We start from the raw sequence: 20281 nt of genomic DNA, 5'->3' as shown, positions 1-20281 counted from the left end.
AATTGACAAGTTTATCTGTAACATTTTTAGGCGGACTCTCTCGCATTGGTAGAAATTGCATGGTTCTTGAATATGATGGATCGTGCATTGTAATCGATTGCGGAATAATGTTTCCCGAAGCGGATATGCCGGGCATCGATTATGTATTACCTGATTTAAATTATTTATTCGAACGTAAAGATAAAATTGATGGAATAGTAATTACTCATGCTCATGAAGACCATGCTGGCGGTCTACAATTTTTATTGCGTGAAGTTGATGCTCCAATATATTCTTCACCGCTTTCTTTAGAATTATTAAGCAATAAATTACTTGAAGCAAATTTGTTGAGCAAGTCAAAACTCAAACCAGTTAATGATGGAGATGTTTTAAAAATAGGTAAATTTGAAGTTGAATTCATACCTGTGACACATTCAGTTCCTCATGCTTTTGCTGCTAGTTATACAACTAAAGCTGGAACTATTGTTCATACCGGTGATTTTAAAATTGACCATTCTCCTATCGATGGAAGAAGAACAGATCTAGCTCGTTTTGGAGAGATTGGTAAAACAAAGAATGTTGTCTTATTACTTAGCGATTCGACTGGTGCGGAAAAGCCTGGTACCACTGGTTCAGAAAGCAGTGTAAAAACTTCAATAGATAGAATATTTTTAGAACAACATGATAAACGAATTATAGTTTCTACATTTGCTTCGCATATTCACCGTATTATCCAAATTGTTGAGAGCGCGATTTCAAGTGGTAGAAAGGTCGCATTCTTAGGTAGATCTCTTCATACTAATTTAGAAGTTACAAAAAAATTAAAACTATATGAGATAGCAAAAAAGCATGTTATTGATATAGAAGAAATTGATAATTTTACTCCTGATAAAGTATGCGTAATCGCTACTGGCTCACAAGGAGAACCTCTTAGTGCTTTGTCCCTAGTAGCAAGTGGTCAATCAAGATTTATAACCATTGGTGAAACTGATTGTGTTGTTTTTAGTTCTCATACCATCCCTGGAAACGAAATGAGTGTTAACCGAATAATAAACGGCATGATGAGAAGAGGAGCGACTGTAATACATGATGGAATGGAACCTATTCATGTTTCGGGGCATGCTAGCGCTGATGAACTAGCAACAATGATATCTTTAGTGCAACCTGAATATTTTGTACCAGTGCACGGGGAGCACCGTCATATGAAAGCACACTGCGATATTGCTTTGCGAACTGGAATGGATAAAGATCATGTTTTATTATGCCATGACGGTGATAGTGTAATCTTTGAAGAACATGAGGTTCATGTCGATCATGAAAGTGCATCTGGTGCGTATCTTTATGTTGATGGTAATGTAGGTGGTATTACTAATGCTCTTTTGCGTGATCGCCGTCAACTCGGTGAAGATGGACTTATTGTTTGTGTTGTTACTGTAGATTCTAGCGATGGTTCAATCATGGGCGAAGTTGAAGTTGTGACGAGAGGCTGGGTTCCACGTTCTGATTCAACGCAACATTTATCAAAAGCAAGTGATATCGTACGTAGAGAACTCACAAAAGCACTTGATGCTGGTGAGCGTAATGTTGAATCTCTAAAAGCTATTGTACGTAAAGCTGTTGGAAGTGCAACCTCCGATTCGACGGGTAGAAAACCTACCATCATACCTCTCGTCATTGAGGCTTAGCAAGGTCCGTCCCTGCAATCTCTTAGCAAAACGGACAAAATGAATCATTTTTGTTTTATTCAAATTTAAACAAATCTTGATCTTTTATTCCTAGCTTCACAAACTCTTCATAATCTGAATTTTTAAATAGATCTAGTATTTTGCTTATTTTTAACCAAGGATAAGTATTTTCACCTAAATAAGATTGGTAGCTAGAATATTTATAATTTTCATAATCACTTGGATTTAAATGAATATAGCGACTGATATGGATAAGATAAGGATCATTATTTATTATAGAAGCCTTATAACGACTTTGAAATAGAGGCCCCACTCTGTCGTATTTTAAATTAAAATACATTGTATATGAAGTAAAAATACTATGCATAAATTTTGTTATTGATTTAGTGTCGTTATTGAGCCAAAAAAGCAAATGATAGTGATTGTCCAATAAACAGAAACTCAGAATTTCTGACTTGCCCAATGGGTTTAACAGAATTCTTGTCTTGTTAATATTGGTTGGTTTTGAAAGCCGTTGATTGAAAAGTTTTAATAAGAAATCTTTATCAGAGTTTTCACGAAATATTAAATCTTTATTAACACCTCTATTATAAACATGGTAATACTGATTTTCGAAATATTTTTTTACAATATTTTTAGCTGGCATAACCTATACACTACCGATAGGGTAGGACAGTCGAAATTGTACCTTTTGCCAATTATTAGCAGGGACGGACCTTGTAATATATACACCAAATTACTGTATTTTCGGGCTAACCTATATACCTATGGCAAGTTCAGGGAAGACCAGAAAAAAATCAACTAATTCAACGTCTCGTAAGTATACGAAGCAAGTGCACGAAGCACCTAATCTACGTGGGCAAGCTAGAGAAGCTTTTAGCAATCAAATGGCTAGTCATGTTGATGATGTAATTGTAGTTTTATGTTTTTTGATTGGTATTATTTCTACCTTAGCTATTTTTACAGACTCAGTTGGCGTTATTGGTTCAATCTTTAGAAATATTGCCGCTTTTATGTTCGGTCAAGCACGCATAATATTTCCAATATCCTTTTTTACAATTGCTGGTTTGATTGTTTGGAATTCTCGTAATTCAAAAGATGAAGAAGATCATGACGAGGAAGTGGAGGAAGCTGAATATCGTGAAGTAGAACCTCTGCGAGTTGCATTCGGATCCTTTTTAATATTTCTCTGTGTATTGGGCATGATCCATGTCTTAGCGGGAAATCCACGAATAGGAAAATCTGTTTCCGAATTAGAAGATGCTGGTGGATTAATTGGGGCTATGTTAGCGCAACCTTTAGTTGCCGGATTGCGTAGTCTTGGTGCATCGATTGTATTATTCGCTATAGGTATTCTCGGTATTTTTATTGCAATTGGAACACAATTGCGCGAATTTGCTTATCAGAAACTTGACGAAATAAAAAATGGACGCAAAGTCGATTTACTGGACCTTGTTGATGAAGAAGAACAAGAAGATGTAAATGTTTCACGCTCTCGTCGAATGGGGATGGATGATTATCAATCCGAAACAGATGAGGATGATGAATACGACTATGCAGATGAGGCTGATTTAGAAGATGATGATGTCCAAGACGATGACGAAAACCTAAACGAAGATGACCAAGATGACCAAGACGATGACCAAGACGATGATGATGAAGAAGCTGAAGATGAAGAAGATGAAGAAGCTGAAGATGAAGAAGATGAAGAAGATGAAGAAGATGAAGAAGTCGAAGACGCTGACGAGGAAGACGCTGACGGGATTATAGAGATTAAGGCTTCTACAGCTCCTAAGCCTCGTGCATGGAAGTTACCTCCCAAAACTTTATTAGAAAGAAGTTCTGTTCATTCAATTGATAAAGAACTTATTAAACACGGTGGAAAAGTTCTTGAATCTACACTTCATGAATTTGGTGTTGATGCTCGAGTTATTGGTTATACCGCAGGTCCGACTGTTACGCGTTATGAGATAGAGCTTGGCGCTGGGGTAAAAGTAAATAAAATTACTTCTCTAAATCATGATATTGCATATGCAATGGCCAGTGCTGATGTGCGAATACTTGCCCCAATTCCTGGACGAAGTGCAATTGGTGTTGAAGTTCCGAATAAAGATCGTCAACTCGTCACCCTTGGAGATATACTTGCAGCACCTGAATCAACAAAAGATAAACATCCTTTAGCCGTTGGATTGGGTCGAGATATTTCTGGAAAATCTTTAATGCTTAACCTTGCAAAGATGCCCCATCTTTTGATTGCAGGTGCAACTGGTGCTGGTAAATCTTCTTGTATAAATTCAATAATTACTTCTATATTGATGCGGACAACACCAGAACAAGTTCGTTTAATCCTTATTGACCCTAAGCGTGTTGAGTTAGGAATGTATAACGATCTTCCACATTTGTTAACTCAAGTTGTCACAAATCCAAAAAAAGCTGCGAATGCTCTTGAGTGGGCTGTTCGTGAAATGGAAATGCGTTATGAAATGTGTGCCGAAATAGGTGTACGCGATATAACTAGTTACAACGAATCATTCGATCAAGGAATGTTGCCTACTAAAGATAATCCGGATCCTATAACAGGTAAAGGATATGATCGTTTACCTTTTATTGTTGTAGTGGTAGATGAGTTAAATGATCTAATGATGGTAGCGGCTCGTGATGTTGAAGCATCAGTTACTCGTATTGCTCAAATGGCTCGTGCAGTTGGTATACATTTAATTATTGCTACACAGCGCCCTAGTGTTGATGTTATTACTGGTGTTATTAAAGCTAATGTTCCTTCACGTTTAGCTTTCGCTGTTTCTTCCTTGCAGGATTCAAGGGTTATTCTTGACCAACCAGGTGCAGAAAAACTTGTAGGACAAGGCGATATGTTGTTAGTTACAGCTAGTTCATCAAAGGCTTCGCGTATTCAGGGTTCTTGGGTTAGTGAAGATTGTGTACGCAAAGTTGCCGCTTTTTGGAGACGCCAAACTACTGAACTTGATTATATTGGTGACATTCAAGAAACCGGCAAGGGAAGTGGCTCCGGTTCAGGATCTAATCACGATGACGATGATGATGAATTGTTAAGCGAAGCAATAGAGTTAGTTGTTAAAGCAGGTCAAGGCTCAACTTCGATGTTGCAGCGTAAACTCCGTATTGGTTTTTCTCGTGCAGGTAGGTTGATGGATATTCTCGAACGTCGAGGTGTCGTAGGTCCTAGTGAAGGTTCTAAAGCTCGTGTAGTTATGATGACCATTGAAGAACTAGAAAATGCCCAAGAAGAAGGCACTGTTTAGATCCCTAATTTGTTTAAAATCTCCATAAAAGGTACAATATAGACAGGTGTTTTTGTGGATAGTCTCTAGTTCTAGCTTATTGTCGGTTATAACTTTCAGTTCATAATAATATTCATTTTATTAAATTAATAAATACTGAGGAAAGAATGCTGTCTGTAGGCAAAAAGAAAACAATACCCTTAGCCCTGGGGGCATTAGGCGTAGTTTTTGGGGATATTGGAACTTCGCCTTTATACTCCGTAAACGAGATATATGATAAAACACATGCACTTAAATTAAATCATCACGGGGCATATGGTGGCATATCATTAATTTTCTGGGTATTAACTTTAACTATCACTATTAAATATATAATATTTGTATTAAAACAAGACCAACAAGGCGAGGGTGGAGTATTTTCACTTTATTCATTGATTAGAAAGTATAAAACAAAATCAAGCGCGATAATTATGACCCTATTAGTATTCTCTGCGGGGTTTCTATTAGGTGAAGGTATTATTACTCCTGCTATTTCTGTGCTTGCTTCAGTAGAAGGACTAGAAGTTGTTTCATCCTCTTTTACGCATTTGGTTATTCCAATAACATTAATAATTTTAACCGGACTATTTTTTATACAACAAAGTGGTACACATAAAGTTGGAAAGCTATTTGGTCCAATTACGCTTCTTTGGTTTGTAGTCATAGGGACAATTGGAATCATTCAAATATCAAGAAATCCAGAAATATTAGGTGCATTAAATCCGGTCTATATCAAATACATTTTTGAGAATTCCAATATTGCACATTTACTATTATTATTGGGTTCAGTGATACTTGTCATAACTGGCGGTGAGGCACTATATGCTGACTTAGGTCACTTTGGGAAGAAGCCAATACGAATTTCTTGGATTCTTATAGTCTATCCAATGCTTGTATTAAATTATCTTGGTCAAGGTGCTTTTTTGCTTTCTGGCAAAAAAATAATTGAGCATAATATATTTTTCTCAACAGTTCCTAAACAGTTTCTGATACCTGTCGTAATATTGGCAACATGCGCTACGGTAATAGCATCGCAAGCCTTAATAACAGGTGCATTTTCATTAGCACATCAAGGAATGGCTTTAAACTTGGTACCTAAAATGCGAATTGTAAATACAAACCAAGAGCACGAGGGCCAGCTTTATATCCCATTTGTAAATTGGTCTTTATATATAGGTACAATCTTTTTAGTAATTACTTTTAGGAGTAGTGGTAATTTGGCAGCAGCGTATGGTTTAGCCGTAAGTGCCGTAATGCTTAATACTTCAATTGCATTAATATTTCTAAATACCCGAATTCGTAGTTTTAATAATATTATAAAATTGCCCTTGTTTTTTCTTTTTCTTTTTATCGATGCATTATTTCTTTTCTCTAATAGTATAAAATTCGTCAAGGGTGGGTATGTCCCTGTTATATTAGGGCTTACACTTGCAATGGTAATGTTTACGTGGCGTTGGGGGCGTAATCAGATTAGAGCTACAAGTTCCAAGCATGAAAATATTTCAATTGGAGAACTATTATTGTATAAAAATAACGAAACGGAATATTTCCCACGAACAATGATTATGCTTGTTGCAGACCATCCAGCTAATCTTGATGATAAGACTCCAGCTATAGCCACATTATTTAAGGATCGATATTCACATTTGCCACGTCATTTAGTGTTTCTAACTGTTCGTCAAAAACGTGGAACTGCGTATGTGGAGCCAGAAAATAAATATGATATTATTGAATTTGATAACGATCATAAAAATAATCGTTCACTCCTATCTATACAAGCGAATTTTGGTTTTATGCAAGATGTAAATGCAGAGAGAATGATCAAAGAATTAGCCGGTATCAAAGCACTCTCCGCTGATGACAATCCTGCTAAATGGATAATTCATGCTGCAAAAGAACGTGTTGTAGTGAGAACTAAAGCTAAAGGACTAGAAAAATTTCGTTATTCTTTGTTTAGGACACTATCTAGGCAAGCGCAACCTGCCTATAATTATTTTGGTCTAGATAGTGATTCTAGACTTTCGCTAGAACTGATCTCAATAGAATTGTAAATTATGAAAAATGTAATACAAGATAAACAAAAAACCTTCTATATAGAAACTTTAGGATGTGCAAAAAATGCTGTAGATTCAGAAAAAGCTATAGCAGGCATGATCGAAGATGGGCTTGTACAAACCACGGATCCAACTTTAGCTGACGTAGTCGTGGTAAATACATGTGCATTTATCGACCAAGCTCGCGAAGAATCAATCAACACAACCCTAGCTTTGGGTGAGGCAAAAAAAACTGATGCAAAACTTGTTGTAACAGGTTGCATGGCGCAACGTTATGAAAACGAATTAACTGCTGCATTACCTGAAGTTGACGCAATAATTGGTTTTGAAAACGAAGGCAACATTATTACCCAACTTGATATTGCCGACACTAATTTTATGCCAGTCAGTTTTAAAAAGAAACCTGTTGGAATTCGCGACTTACTTGATATGCCTAGACCAAAGCCTAACTCGCCATGGGCATATCTAAAAGTTGCTGAAGGTTGCAACCGTAACTGCGCATTTTGCGCAATACCAACATTTAGGGGTAAGCAACGTTCTCGATCTATGGACTCAATTTTCGATGAAGCAAAAATGTTAGTTGAAAATGGTGTTAAAGAAATAATATTAGTAGCCCAAGACATAGCTTGGTATGGAAGAGATATACAAGAAAATAAAACTTTGAGTGATATCATGCGCAAAATAGATTCACTTAAATCACATGGTCTAGTTACACAAAGGCTCGTATATATTTATCCAAGTGAATTAAAAGGTGATCTACTAGAGACTATGTTAACACTTGATACATCAATTCCTTATTTTGATTTATCATTGCAGCATGCACATCCTGTGCTACTTCGTCATATGAAACGTCCTGGTAGTTCAGAAAAATTCTTAAAACTAATTAAGACAATAAGTCAAGCAAAACCGGAGTCTGTATTTAGGTCAAACTTTATTGTTGGTTTTCCTGGAGAAACTGAAGAACATCATGATACATTGGTTGAATTTATAAAAGATGCTAATTTATTGTGGACAGGTTTTTTCCCTTATTCACATGAGGAAGACACTACAGCATTTACCTATACTGATCAGATCGAACATGAATTAGCGCTAGAGCGAGTCCGCGAATTGAATCGAATTCAAGATTCTATAACGCAAGGAATATTATTAGAAAGTGTTGGAGAAATCAGAAGCGTATTGGTAGATGAGATATCTCCTGATGCTAAGGCTACTGTCCGTGGTTTCGACTCTGCTCCTGAAATTGATGGTGTCATTTATGTTGAAAACATAGAAGTTTCTAAAGGTGATGTTATCAAAGTAGAAATTACAGATGTTTTAGGAGTAGACCGATTAGCAAAGCTTGTTTAATCCGTGTTTGTTAAGTCTTGTTAGGGCTTAGTATTTTCAACTGACTTATCCACAAGTTTAATGGCTAAACCTTGACAGAAGGCCCTTAGAAAGCATCTTTTCCACAGGGGGATACTCGATGAAAAAGGTTAAACTATAAATTCGTGGAAACTACATATAAATTATTAAAAAAACCGATCGAATACTTATCAGTAGGTGTCTCAAGTATTGTATTTCTAATTTTACAACTCCGGTTATATGGTGAAACTTGGAGTGCTCCTTTTACCAAAGGTGGAGATGCAGACTTTCATTTTATTATGGTTCGCACCATTCAAAAAACTGGTTGGATTTTTGAAAATCCACAACTTGGATCTCCAAAGACATCAAGAATATATGATGTTCCACAGGGAGGAGATAATCTCCATTGGTTGATGATGAAAGCAATCTCATATTTTGCTTCAGCTGTGGTAACTGTGAATTTATATTTCGTTTTGAGTTTTGCGATTGTGTCAATTGCAGCTTATGGATCAGCTCGTTGGTATGGGTTATCGAGATTATCCTCTTATTTTATCTCAATTTTATATGCATTCCTGCCATATCATTTTTATCGAGGAGAAAACCATTTACTTTTAAGTATGTACTTTGTTATACCTATTGCTGTGGTTTTTGCATACAAAACATGCACAGTAAATTCAAGGTACAATAGATGGCTTATTGGGCTATTCGCAGCTGTTGTGGCTTCAACAGGCGCTTACTATTTTATATTTACTTTAATGCTTGTAGGATTCGCCTTTGTTATTAATTTATTAAACAAAAATAAAGCTATGTTAAAACAACAACTCTTCTTTATTTTCATATCTACTGGTGTATTTATCTTTAACCAAATCCCCACTATCATATTTGTTCTAAAAAATGGAAGCAATTCAAAAGCTGCAGTAAGAAGTATTGCTGATGCGGAATCTTATGGTCTTCAAATCACAGATATGTTTACCCCAAGAACAGATCATAGGATTCCATTTTTTGCACGTATCGCAAAAACTATATATTCGACGGGAATATCTTCAGAAGCTGGCCAAAGTATTGGTATGATTGCTTCGCTTGGAATAATATTCTTATTACTATTTACTATAAAATCTGTGATTCAATCTAAACCTCTTCCATCGGAATCTAAATTCTTTGCACTCTATGTAACCGCGATCATGTTGTTTACTGTTTCTAGTGGTCCAACATTAATAGTTGGAATTTTAGGTTTCACACAAATTCGTTCTTGGAATAGGGTTGTTGTAATAATTGCATTTATAGGATTATTGTGTTTTGGTTACTATATCGATAAATTTAGAAATAGAATATCAAGCGATGTAATAAAATATATATACACAACTGGTGTACTCATAGTCTTGTTATTAGGGTTCTTAGATCTAACATCGAATGCAGATTTATTTTATACTAAAGGGAATGCACTTAAAATAAAAAATGATTGCGACATAATAAAAATGATTGATGAGAAAAAACCAAAAACACCAAATGTTTTCCAATTTCCATATATTGCTTATCCTGAAGGCGAAGACTTATTTGATCTAAAACATTATGACCAAGCAATGCAAATACTTTGTGATACCAACTTAAATTTTAGCTTTGGTGCGATGGTAGGTAGAGACGATCAATTACAGAAGTCTTTATCGACTAGAACTGTTTTGAACGATAACGATATTTCAAAATTAAAGTCAAATAAATTTTCTGTAATTGAAGTATACCGAAGTGGCTATTCTGATAATGGTGTTGTATTTGAAAAGAGTCTTAAAGATAAATTTGGTGAACCACTAGTAAGTAATAACGGACTGATTGCTGCTTACTTTATTAACTGATCTTCTTTTTCATCATTTTCAATACTGCTAATGTCCAGCTGACTATTTTTTGAATTCGACATAACTTTAGAAAGACTTGCTGCTAATGAAATCATATCGTTTACTGAGTGTTTAGGCGTAACTACCACCCTTAATCTTTCAAAGCCTCTAGGCACTGTTGGGTAATTTACGGGTTGAATATATATGCCGTGTTCAAATAGAAGCTCGTCACCATATTTTTTACAAAGGAACGAATCACAGACGGGTATAGGCGTAATATGTGAATCGTTATCTTCAAACTCTATATTATATTCACGAAGTATCGACCGGAGCATTTGTACGTTATTATGCAAATCTATTCTCATCGAGTTTTCTTCGCTAACTATCTCGATACTCTTATTTGCACTTGCACAAACTGATGGTGGTAGGGAAGTAGTGAAAATAAAACCACTTCCAAAGCTTCTTATTGCGTCAACCATATTTCTTGAACTAGCAATATATCCACCAATGACACCGAATGCTTTTGCTAATGTACCATTGATTATATCTATTTCATCAGAAATACCAAGTTGTGCTGCTAAGCCTGCACCATCATGATTATAAAGCCCAACACCATGTACCTCATCTATATAGGTTAAAGCATTGTATTTTTTTGCCAAAGCTACGATCTCTTTGATGTTTGCTGTAGTACCGGTCATTGAGTAGACAGATTCAAAAACAATTATCTTCGGTCGATCTATATCTTGTTCTTTTAGTAATTCTTCTAATTGAACTAAATCGTTATGATCAAATATTTTCTTTTCACAACGCGATGCTCGCATACCTTCTATGAGTGATGCATGATTTTGTTCGTCTGAAAAATATATTAAATCATCATAAATTTTTCCAAGAGTAGTCAATGTAGTCAGATTTGCAAGATAAGCACCACCGAAAATAAGTGCTGAATCTTTATTGTGTAGCTCGGCCAATGAATTTTCTAAATTTTTATGATGTGTTGTAGTTCCAGAAATATTTCTAGTACCACCACTACCAGAACCACTAATACTGATGACATCTTTAGCAGTCTCTATAACATCAGGGTTTGTGCTCATACCCAAATAATCATTTGAACACCAATTGGTTGCTTTATAACGTTTTTCATCTAATGTAAATTGAAAATGTGGAAATGTTTGTGTATTTTTCTCAACATCTAAGAATATGCGATAATTACCAGATTCCTTGAGACTATTAAGTTTATCCTCAACTATTTCATAGTAATTTAACACTCAACTAGTATATTTGAGCTTGTAAGTAGAATTAACATTGAATGATCAAAATCTCTATATTATTTCCAAATCTACGATATATTATGTTTAATACCACATATTATTAGGTCTTGTTTGTTATCTAATGAGATAAGATGTTTCTTTTACTCCTCTTCAGTGTTAGTGAAAATACAAAGGCGTTTATGACGAATATGTAAATTGGAAATATTATTTTAATTAATGAATAATTTGTTTCACTAAAAATCGCAAAAATAGCTGCAATTGAGCCAAGAAACCAATAAATTGGCGTCTCGCTTTCTGGTATTTTAATAGTCTTTACAATAGTAGGTAGAGTAGCTATTAGGTCTGCAAATAGAGTTAGTAATATGCCAATAAGAGGATTTTTGGTTAATAGCCATACGCTTAAATCTAAAGTTAAAAAAATATAGCAAATTTTATCCAATCTTGAGAATCCACCCAACCCATATTTCAGTGACATGAAGAATACTGCTGAACCTTGAGCTATCTCGCCATATATAAGTGCTAATGACCACCCAGAACCTAGTTCTTTGGATTGTAATAACCCTAATATTACAAGGAGCATATACATTATTCTTGTAGATCTGGCTGGTTGTGCTCTGCCTGTGAAAATGTCAATTATGTATGGTATAGAAGCAATTATAACTATCAGAGCTGAAAGTACGGCAAATAAAACATTCATAGAACTATTAAAGCATCAAAAATATTTATTTTCAAAATGATGTCTGATATATCAGACATTTACAATTCTATTACTTTATAATATAATGTAGTCATGGTAAAAGGGAGTATTTCAATATCGTCACAAATTAATGACAACACTAAATTATTCCTGTCCGAATTGGGATTAAATGATGACCAAATCACTACATATCTCTATTTATTGCAAATAGGTAGCTCAAGTGTCTTATCGCTATCTAAAGCTCAAGGTAGTGGAAGGACAAGGCTTTATCCAATACTGGAATCACTTGTTGATCTAGAGCTTGTCAAGGTAGACCAAAAACATTATGGTACAACCTACGAGGCTTTAAGTTTACAATCTCTTGAATATTTAGTAACTAAGAAAGAAACAGAAACCAAGAAATTAAGAGATGGTCTATTTGATGCAACTGAACAACTCCTATCACTTAGCGATATAAATAAAAGTGACTCGAAAGTTATCGAATATAGGGGATTAGCGGGTCTAAAGCAAGTTAATTTTAATTTAACAAAAGCAGACAAAGAATTTTACGTTTACGAATTAGCGCATCTAGACGAACATGAAACAATTCCACAGAGCTTTGCTGACCGGATGCGGAAACTTTATTGCGAGAAACAACTAATATGTTTTGATCTAACAAATAATGAAAAATGGCAAAAAGTGATTTCGCCGTTAGGCCTAAACGGAAGAATGCAAAAAGCATGTTACATAGATGAATCTATCTTCAAAATCCGAGTAGAGACATATATCTATAATAACGTTATAGCCTATTGTGGATATAACAGAGATGAACCTTTTGCTGTTGAAATATATAATCAAGAATTAGCAGATCAAGAAAAACAAATTTTCAAAATATTGTGGAATATGGGTGAAGAAATACTATAGATAAAAGTTCTAACTATTCGGAAATAAAATATTCTTCATGCATAAAGTCTTTATTAAGTTCCTCTAATATTTTTGATGCGGAGCTTTCATCTTTATTTGGATTAATACTTTTTTTAACGATTTCAAAATAGCCAGCATTAGACCAAGGATTTGTTAGGTCGGCTATATTCTGATAAATACCTAGTTCACTTGTAGGAATTTCCCTAAGACTCGAAACATAATTTATAGCAATCTTTTTACTATTTCCAATACTCAGTTTTATTTTATCCCCTATTTTTGTATTATGAATTTGGCTTAAAAATTCCGTTTTATTTTTTACAGATATTCTTACGTTACCAAACTTATCAATAAAAGCCAGTTCCGCAAGTTGTACTTGGGTGGGTATAATATCTGGGTGGGTACCATTTTCTTTGGCAGAAAATAGTTCATCTACATTTTCATATTCGAAAATTTTCTCCAACGTTTTTGGAAAGTATCTTGATGTTGTGATTATTGATGATCTAAATTGTTCTCGACGTCCATCTGTCGAAAGCAAAGCTTCATTTGGTATTTTATATAAAGCTAGTATGCGATTTCTAGTTTCTAATCCACGTAATCTCTCTATAGGAACAACATAGATTTCTAAGCCGTTATCTGTAATTGCTAAATGGAAATCTTCGCCGTTCATACCATTCTGTGTTGTTTCGTCATTACGAGGAGCACAATTAACAATTGATAAAACTTGTTTTTTTAGACGACTTGCAAATATATCTTTTGCTGCTTCGGTACCAAATCCTCTAATTTTCTCAATTATTCTCCTTTCCTCGTCTATAAGATCATCAAGTAATACAATTCCATAATCTGCAATTTTTGGATTATTGCCAATAGGAAACATTAGATTAGAAAAGTTAGTTAAATTGCGAAACATTACAGTTAATTCAGCATCAAGATCTACATCATGTTCAAAAAATACATCGTTAAAGTGTACGACTGACCTTACTGGCCGGCTTAACAATTCTAAATATTTTTTATTCATCTCCATCAAAATAGTCCTTTGATAAAATTGATTACTATTTCTCCAATGAAATAGGTTACAGCTACACCAGATGTTCCAATAATCATCCCAACTATAACAAAAAGAATATCTCCTAAAATTATTCCTAGCGCTATCACAATTACTCCGATTGAGGGCAGTGTGTCTAAGCCAGAAAATGGTGGGGCTAGAAGTGCTACTAATGTAAAAGAAAATATTATGATTCCAAAAAGGCTTGTACCAACTTTGCCGTCGAGGAATATAGACATTCTAGGTTTACTAATTTTTTCAAGTTTTGTAATATATTTAATTAATATTGGTATAGCTTTTTCTTCCATGTTCTTACCTAGATGCTTATTCTTCCATTTATTTGGAAGCCATAGAACTTTCCGGCCAATTATAAGTTGAAGTGAAAGCAACATCACTATTACTTCAAATACATGTGAAAGTCCACCCGTCGGAATTGGTAGTGCTGGAAATGACATAAGTAGAAGAAAAGTTATAGCAAATGTTTTCTCACCAAATACATCGTTAAGACTTGCAACATTATTTACATGTTCGCTTTTTAGCCATTTGTTTAATGTTTCTGAAAAAGGTTCTTCACCGAAATTTTCAACATTCTTATTTTTCTTAGATTTGGACACTTAAATATTATAATCTTTAAAATTGGAACTTTCAGGTGACAACATTTTTTTACTTTTAGAATTTTGTTGTGCTTGACGGATGGTAATAGCTATTAATATGACAGTTACCAATATCATCAGCCATAATAATGAAAATGAACTATCTTCTTTAGTCTTAAAGTCGCTAAGTGCTAAAGCTTTTCTATTTTCTTTATCTATATCACCCAAACTTTTCATTAAAGCTTTAACATCATGTAAGCCTTCATAAGAACCAGAATCTGAAATAGTGCTATTTTTTGCTTTATTTACACCTACTATTTGTCCTTTATTTACAATTTTTGTCTTCGGTGTAGTTGATGATGCTTTAGATCCTGTTGTTTTTTCATTACTACTTGGAGTTTCAGACACTCTAGTTGTCGGGATTTGTGGAATTGTTGTAACCGGTTGTGTCGTATTATTGCTAGCAGTATATTTTAATATTGAAATATTATTGATTGATGATTCAAAGATCGAATTTGAATTAGATTCTTGTGCACTAAGTGCAGCATTTAATGCTACATTATCTATGTCTTGTTCAGCAATTAAAATACCTTTAGAGATGATGTCATTTTTTATAAAATTAGTAGATGCTGTAGCCACAACATCAATATCGAATGAATCGCCGTTTTGTAATAGAGCCGAATTTCCAGCTGAGCATAATGAAACACTATCGCCACTCAAATTAGAATAAATACCAGCGTTAGTGTTATTAGTGATACTGACAGGAGCAGAACAAAAAAGTAAATCATTTTCGATTGATAAAATATTTAATTGAGGCGGGAAGAATATATAGGCTGCTGAATTATTAAAGAAACCAGTCTTAGGTCCTAAATTTGAGATAGTGTATTTTAAATGTACAATATCGCCTGTACTTATAATACCTTGTTCTGACATTGTAGTAACAAGGCTAAAGTCAGTTTGGCTATTTAATATTTCAAATCTTGGTGAGGCTGTTCTAATATTTTTCGAACCATCCCTTAAAGAAACATCATTACCTTGGTTTGAAAAACTTGAAGCAACAAAGGATAAACCACCCTGTTCTCCTGGTGAACCGTCAACGGTGCCTTGAACAGAGAATACAACTTTCTGATTCGGTTCAAGTAATCCTGACCATTCTTCATTGTTGGTTAAATAACCTAAGTTGCTTGGTGCTGTACCGGTTTCTGGAACCTCAACTGTAATATCATCAACAACAAAACCATTAGCAACAAATTCTGTATCGAAGTTATCTATTGATTCAGATGATTGATTGTCGACAATGACTTTATAGTTTATGCTTTGATCAACATCAAATTGTGTTGTATTAGGTTCTTCTATTGTCGCAACTATGGGCAATTGAAGTTGTGTTGGAGACCATAAACCATTACCTATAATGTTTAAGGCACGCACTCTAAGTTCGTAACTTTCTCCAGTATCTAATCCGGTCACTGTTGCACCAGTTTCAGGTCTAATTCCATCATCGAATGTATTCCACACGTCACTGGCACTTTGCTTAAATTGAATTTCATAATCGGTTATACCAGACCCACCATCGATAGTTGGTGAATCCCATGTTAAGTCAATTGAACCTGGAGAGTTTGTACCTCTTAGGTTCGAAGGTGCTCCTGGAGCCGTAGGAGAGAATTTTAGTTTTGGATATGATATATCTCTTATCCATATATTTGTAAAATTCCAACTACTTAGTGGCGCGCTAACTATATTATTTTTGAAATATGTAGGTTGAGAAAGATATCTATTTACACCTATACAAATATCAGGTTGAGAATATGAGCAATCTTCACTTTGAGATAGACTTGCATCGAAATAGTCAGAATTTAAAGTGTCTACATTTGATGAACCTATAAAACTAGATTTATATATTGATGGTGTATCAATTAAAGCAGTAGCGGAAAAACTATCGGATATATTTCCATTTGATGAAAAACCTGCGAAACCACCAGTAGCGTATCCTTGTGGACAAGAAATGTTGCCAGCAGAATATGATTTTGAAATTTGTTCAAAATATGCAACACCAGTAAATCCACCACAAAAATACTGAGACGATATTGATGGATCAATTGTTATATCACCAATTGAATATGAGTTAGCAATATTACCATAAGACATAGATCCAACTAGACCTCCAACATAAGTAAGTATCTCGCCGCTAGCAAAAATATTTCCACTATATGAACTTTGGTTTATAAGCGCTGGATCGCCAATAGATGAAACTAGTCCACCGACACCATCGATATTATTTGTATATATATTTACACTAGAGTGGACATTGTCTAAGGTGCCTAAGAAACCACCGGCTATAGTACCTACTCCACCCAATGTCGTAGTATTGTCCTTATTAAAATTCATTTCACCACCTTTTAGTGAGAAATTCTTTATTGTAGAGTTGTAATTTACCATTTGTATTAATCCACCGACAAAAATATTTGATCTATTTATATATATATTATTAATTGTAAAATTATATCCATCTAGATATTCTCCAGTGAAAATACCTATAGGATCAAATCCTTTACTGTCGCCCCATATCCCATTGACGTCAAAGTCTGGGTTATTAGGATTTGTAGTTGAGCAGTCGATATCATTTGTTAATGCAAATGAATTTGCAGGCACATATTTTATATCCTGTAGATTTTCACAAGTTGAGATTTGATATGGATCATCAGGCGTTCCATCACCATCAAAAAGTATACTTGCATCTAAAACTATAGTTTTTGTATCGTATGCAAATGTTCCATAACCAATATCATTCTTTGCCTGTAATCGGAAATCATATGTTAATCCTGGAGTTAAATTCGTAATAAGTACAGATCTTTGACCAGCTGGTAGCTTATAGTAATACGGTAACCAAATATTTGATGTAGATTATTTCCAATATGGTATATAGTCAGTAATTTGAGAACCACCATCACTACTTGGAGTATTCCACGAAAGCAATGCCGATGAATAGTCTGGTGTGGCAACAAGATTTTGTGGAGATCCTGGGGAAGTTATACCCACTTGTAAAAGTGGATAGCTTGCATTTTGCGACCAAGTATTTTCGAAATCCCAACTATTTAAAGGAACAGTATTTATATTATTTTTAAAAATGTTTGGGGTTAGGTTTCCAAAATTAACTTTTGAACAACCAGTTGGTATCGAAGAATTACATTCAGTTTGATTAGTGCCGAAAACATCATATGATGAATTCAGTATTGTTCCGTTTAAGGAACCAACTAATCCACCAATAGATGCCCCTGTACCATTTACGTGACCAGTAGCAAAACTATCTGCAACTGAGGCAGAGTTAATAACTTTTCCAATTAAGCCACCTGAATTAGTAGATGGAAAATCACATTCTATATTTCCAGTAGCGTAAGTAGCTGAGGTCGGAAGACTGTTGTAATCTAAAACTCCTATAAGTCCACCACATGTAGTTTGAACCGGCGGAGTAGAGGAATCTGTCAGATTTCCAGATGAGTAACTGTTGTTTACAATTCCATTAGAGTAACCAATCAGTCCACCAATAATGCTCTCACTGTTATCAGAAAATTGGACATACACAAGAGCTGAAGAAGAACTCTTTGTTATTGTTCCTGTATTAAATCCGACCAATCCTCCTGAGTAGCCTCCTGCGCTAGCATTATGAGATACAGAACCGCTGACATCAACATTAGAAATTGTACCGTCATTAGTACTTGCTAATATTCCTGTTCTGCCTGGTAAGACATCAATAGAGTTATTAGTAATAGATGCAACCTCTATGGAAAGATTTCTTATAATTGAATTGAGTGAAATATTAGAAAAAAGCGCTACTTCTGTGTCTGTGCGATTGATATTTAACCCTAAAATTATATGATTTTGTCCATCAAAATATACGCCTTCAAAATTAATAGGTTGAAATCCTGAGCCAGAATTCCAATTCGTTGATGAAGAGCAATCGATATCATGAGATAATATGTAAGACGCATCGGTATCTAAAATCATTTCTTGTAGCTCATAACATGATGTTATCTGATATGGATCACCAACAGTACCATCGCCATCTGTTGTTATAGCGTCTGGTGTGCAATCTTCGCCACCATCATTAATTGTCCAACCATCATTTGAGATGATATTTTCACGCACTAGTAGACCATCGCAGTATGTACTACTGCCAGCATCGAATGTAATTCCGTTCTCTAGATTGAGTGAATCCCAAGCAATAAGTGTATTGTCATAATTACTAGTAGTCATTCCTGACGAACTACCAAACATATCATTCATATCGATAACATTGCTAACATCCCAATTTGCTAAAGATTTATTAAAGCCGGTGCTGCCATAAAACATTGAAGACATGTCAGTGATATTACTTACATCCCAATTACTTACTTTAGGGTTAGCCAAAGGAGCTTCTTCGAACATGTGCGATAAATCTGTTGTACTTGAAAGATCAGGAGCATCGCTTGCCAGTATTGTTAAATTACTAGCCCCCAAAAATGCACTATCCATTGAAGACCATTGGCCTTCACCCCATTGTTCAACACTTAAAATGTCATCTCGCATACTCGCATTATTAATATAGATTCTTGGAAATGACCCTGAGATACTAATACTATAAGTTCCAGATGTTGAATATACGTGTATAGCATCGCCCGTTTCACCAACAGTAGTTACACCGTCACCCCAATCAACATCGTAGTTATAGCCACCACCAGTAGTTGGAATAGTAATCGTATTTGAATTCGAGCCTGATACAGACCATGTTGTTATAAATGCACTTGCAGGGTGGTCTAATATGTTTATTGAATTATCACTTGACGTTGACCCAAGGTTTACGCCACCATCGCTATATGTTATTCCTATATCATTTCTAGTATATTTTGCTAATTTATAGCTATAAATGCTCATGTCCAATTCAATACTATAAGCATTACCTGAAGAATCAAGCTCTAATGCTTCTGATATTTGTGTAGCTATTGGGCTATGAGTAACTACACCTTCTGGTGTAACCATTGCTAGATAATTTCCTGTTAAAGAAGTTATAAGGTTGCCAGCATTATCGACTCGCATAAGTTGACGACTATCACCTAAATAGTTGACCGTTGCTAAAGGGCTTGTGATTCCATCGGGGGAAGTTTTTGATACTATGTGAGTGCTTGGTGCTACTGTATAAACATTTCCATACTTATCTAATGCTATATTTTCAAAACCAACTGAAAGCCCTGATACTAGATTAGTAGTGTTACCTTTGGTGTCTGTTTTATGTATAGTGTTGTGGCCACCTATTGAATATAAAGTATGTTCATTATCTGACAAGAATAATGACCCGTCGCCATCATAGCCATTAAAACCTAAACGTGTTACGTTGCCACTAGTATCAATTCTACTGACGTAATGTGAATTTGGTTCCATGGCGTATAAAACGCCTTGGTTATCAATTTCTAGATAGCTTGCAGTTACATAGTCATTTGAATATAGTGTTGTTACACCACTCGGTGTTGTTTTAAATACTCGCCAGTCATTTGTGTCCATGTCTGAAGGAGAATTGTAATCTGAAACAAAGTATATGTTTTCGTCTTGATCAACTACTA

13 protein-coding genes are annotated in these 20281 nt (G+C 34.9%); 6 read left to right on the top strand and 7 right to left on the bottom strand.

The annotated features are described in order from the left end of the window. The first annotated feature begins 2 nt into the window (after nucleotides 1–2). Nucleotides 3–1664, top strand: a complete 1662-nt coding sequence (locus KBF89_02940) for a ribonuclease J (GenBank protein MBP9115278.1) — start codon at nucleotides 3–5, stop codon at nucleotides 1662–1664. 55 nt (nucleotides 1665–1719) lie between these two features. Here KBF89_02940 and KBF89_02935 read toward each other — a convergent pair whose 3' ends face one another. Beyond that, nucleotides 1720–2310 (bottom strand): transposase, encoded by a 591-nt coding sequence (locus KBF89_02935; GenBank protein MBP9115277.1) that lies wholly within the window; start codon nucleotides 2308–2310, stop codon nucleotides 1720–1722. Nucleotides 2311–2947: 637 nt separating this feature from the next. Between KBF89_02935 and KBF89_02930 the strand changes: the two genes are divergently transcribed. From KBF89_02930 to KBF89_02915, 4 genes are all read left to right on the top strand, one after another. Further along, complete coding sequence (locus KBF89_02930) at nucleotides 2948–4945, top strand: DNA translocase FtsK (protein ID MBP9115276.1); 1998 nt, start codon at nucleotides 2948–2950, stop codon at nucleotides 4943–4945. Between the two features lie 146 nt (nucleotides 4946–5091). Further along, the gene (locus tag KBF89_02925; GenBank protein ID MBP9115275.1) at nucleotides 5092–7014 is read left to right on the top strand and encodes a KUP/HAK/KT family potassium transporter; all 1923 of its coding nucleotides are present in this window, start codon (nucleotides 5092–5094) and stop codon (nucleotides 7012–7014) included. 3 nt (nucleotides 7015–7017) lie between these two features. Next, nucleotides 7018–8364 (top strand): 30S ribosomal protein S12 methylthiotransferase RimO, encoded by a 1347-nt coding sequence (rimO, locus tag KBF89_02920; GenBank protein ID MBP9115274.1) that lies wholly within the window; start codon nucleotides 7018–7020, stop codon nucleotides 8362–8364. A 143-nt stretch (nucleotides 8365–8507) separates the two neighbouring features. Beyond that, nucleotides 8508–10208, top strand: a complete 1701-nt coding sequence (locus tag KBF89_02915; protein MBP9115273.1) for a hypothetical protein — start codon at nucleotides 8508–8510, stop codon at nucleotides 10206–10208. On the opposite strand, the gene hemA is transcribed toward KBF89_02915, so the two are convergent. Further along, complete coding sequence (gene hemA, locus KBF89_02910; GenBank protein ID MBP9115272.1) at nucleotides 10193–11434, bottom strand: 5-aminolevulinate synthase; 1242 nt, start codon at nucleotides 11432–11434, stop codon at nucleotides 10193–10195. The genes KBF89_02915 and hemA overlap by 16 nt on opposite strands. 139 nt (nucleotides 11435–11573) lie before the next feature. Beyond that, a complete protein-coding gene (locus KBF89_02905; GenBank protein MBP9115271.1) occupies nucleotides 11574–12152 on the bottom strand; it encodes a hypothetical protein in 579 nt (192 codons plus the stop codon). Nucleotides 12153–12245: 93 nt separating this feature from the next. Between KBF89_02905 and KBF89_02900 the strand changes: the two genes are divergently transcribed. Further along, nucleotides 12246–13055: a hypothetical protein gene (locus KBF89_02900; protein MBP9115270.1), complete on the top strand. Its 810-nt coding sequence runs from the start codon at nucleotides 12246–12248 to the stop codon at nucleotides 13053–13055. Between the two features lie 13 nt (nucleotides 13056–13068). On the opposite strand, the gene KBF89_02895 is transcribed toward KBF89_02900, so the two are convergent. From KBF89_02895 to KBF89_02880, 4 genes are all read right to left on the bottom strand, one after another. Beyond that, entirely contained in the window at nucleotides 13069–14076 is a 1008-nt protein-coding gene (locus tag KBF89_02895) for a hypothetical protein (protein ID MBP9115269.1), read from the bottom strand. Further along, nucleotides 14076–14711: an exopolysaccharide biosynthesis protein gene (locus tag KBF89_02890; GenBank protein MBP9115268.1), complete on the bottom strand. Its 636-nt coding sequence runs from the start codon at nucleotides 14709–14711 to the stop codon at nucleotides 14076–14078. Before KBF89_02890 ends, KBF89_02895 begins: the two co-directional genes overlap by 1 nt. Beyond that, nucleotides 14712–17339: a fibronectin type III domain-containing protein gene (locus tag KBF89_02885; GenBank protein ID MBP9115267.1), complete on the bottom strand. Its 2628-nt coding sequence runs from the start codon at nucleotides 17337–17339 to the stop codon at nucleotides 14712–14714. A 252-nt stretch (nucleotides 17340–17591) separates the two neighbouring features. Next, a partial coding sequence (locus tag KBF89_02880; GenBank protein MBP9115266.1) for a BspA family leucine-rich repeat surface protein occupies nucleotides 17592–20281 on the bottom strand: 2690 nt, incomplete at its 5' end.

Source organism: Acidimicrobiia bacterium (genome assembly GCA_018057765.1).
GTDB lineage: Bacteria > Actinomycetota > Acidimicrobiia > IMCC26256 > JAGPDB01 > JAGPDB01.
This window is presented reverse-complemented; position numbering and strand designations above follow the sequence as displayed.

Bases quoted from the DNA above. Each gene is read 5' to 3' on its own strand.
- KBF89_02935 (MBP9115277.1), bottom strand. From the start codon at position 2,310: ATGCCAGCTAAAAATATTGTAAAAAAATATTTCGAAAATCAGTATTAC.
- KBF89_02930 (MBP9115276.1), top strand. From the start codon at position 2,948: ATGTTAGCGCAACCTTTAGTTGCCGGATTGCGTAGTCTTGGTGCATCG.
- KBF89_02925 (MBP9115275.1), top strand. From the start codon at position 5,092: ATGCTGTCTGTAGGCAAAAAGAAAACAATACCCTTAGCCCTGGGGGCA.
- rimO (MBP9115274.1), top strand. From the start codon at position 7,018: ATGAAAAATGTAATACAAGATAAACAAAAAACCTTCTATATAGAAACT.
- KBF89_02905 (MBP9115271.1), bottom strand. From the start codon at position 12,152: ATGAATGTTTTATTTGCCGTACTTTCAGCTCTGATAGTTATAATTGCT.
- KBF89_02900 (MBP9115270.1), top strand. From the start codon at position 12,246: ATGGTAAAAGGGAGTATTTCAATATCGTCACAAATTAATGACAACACT.
- KBF89_02895 (MBP9115269.1), bottom strand. From the start codon at position 14,076: ATGGAGATGAATAAAAAATATTTAGAATTGTTAAGCCGGCCAGTAAGG.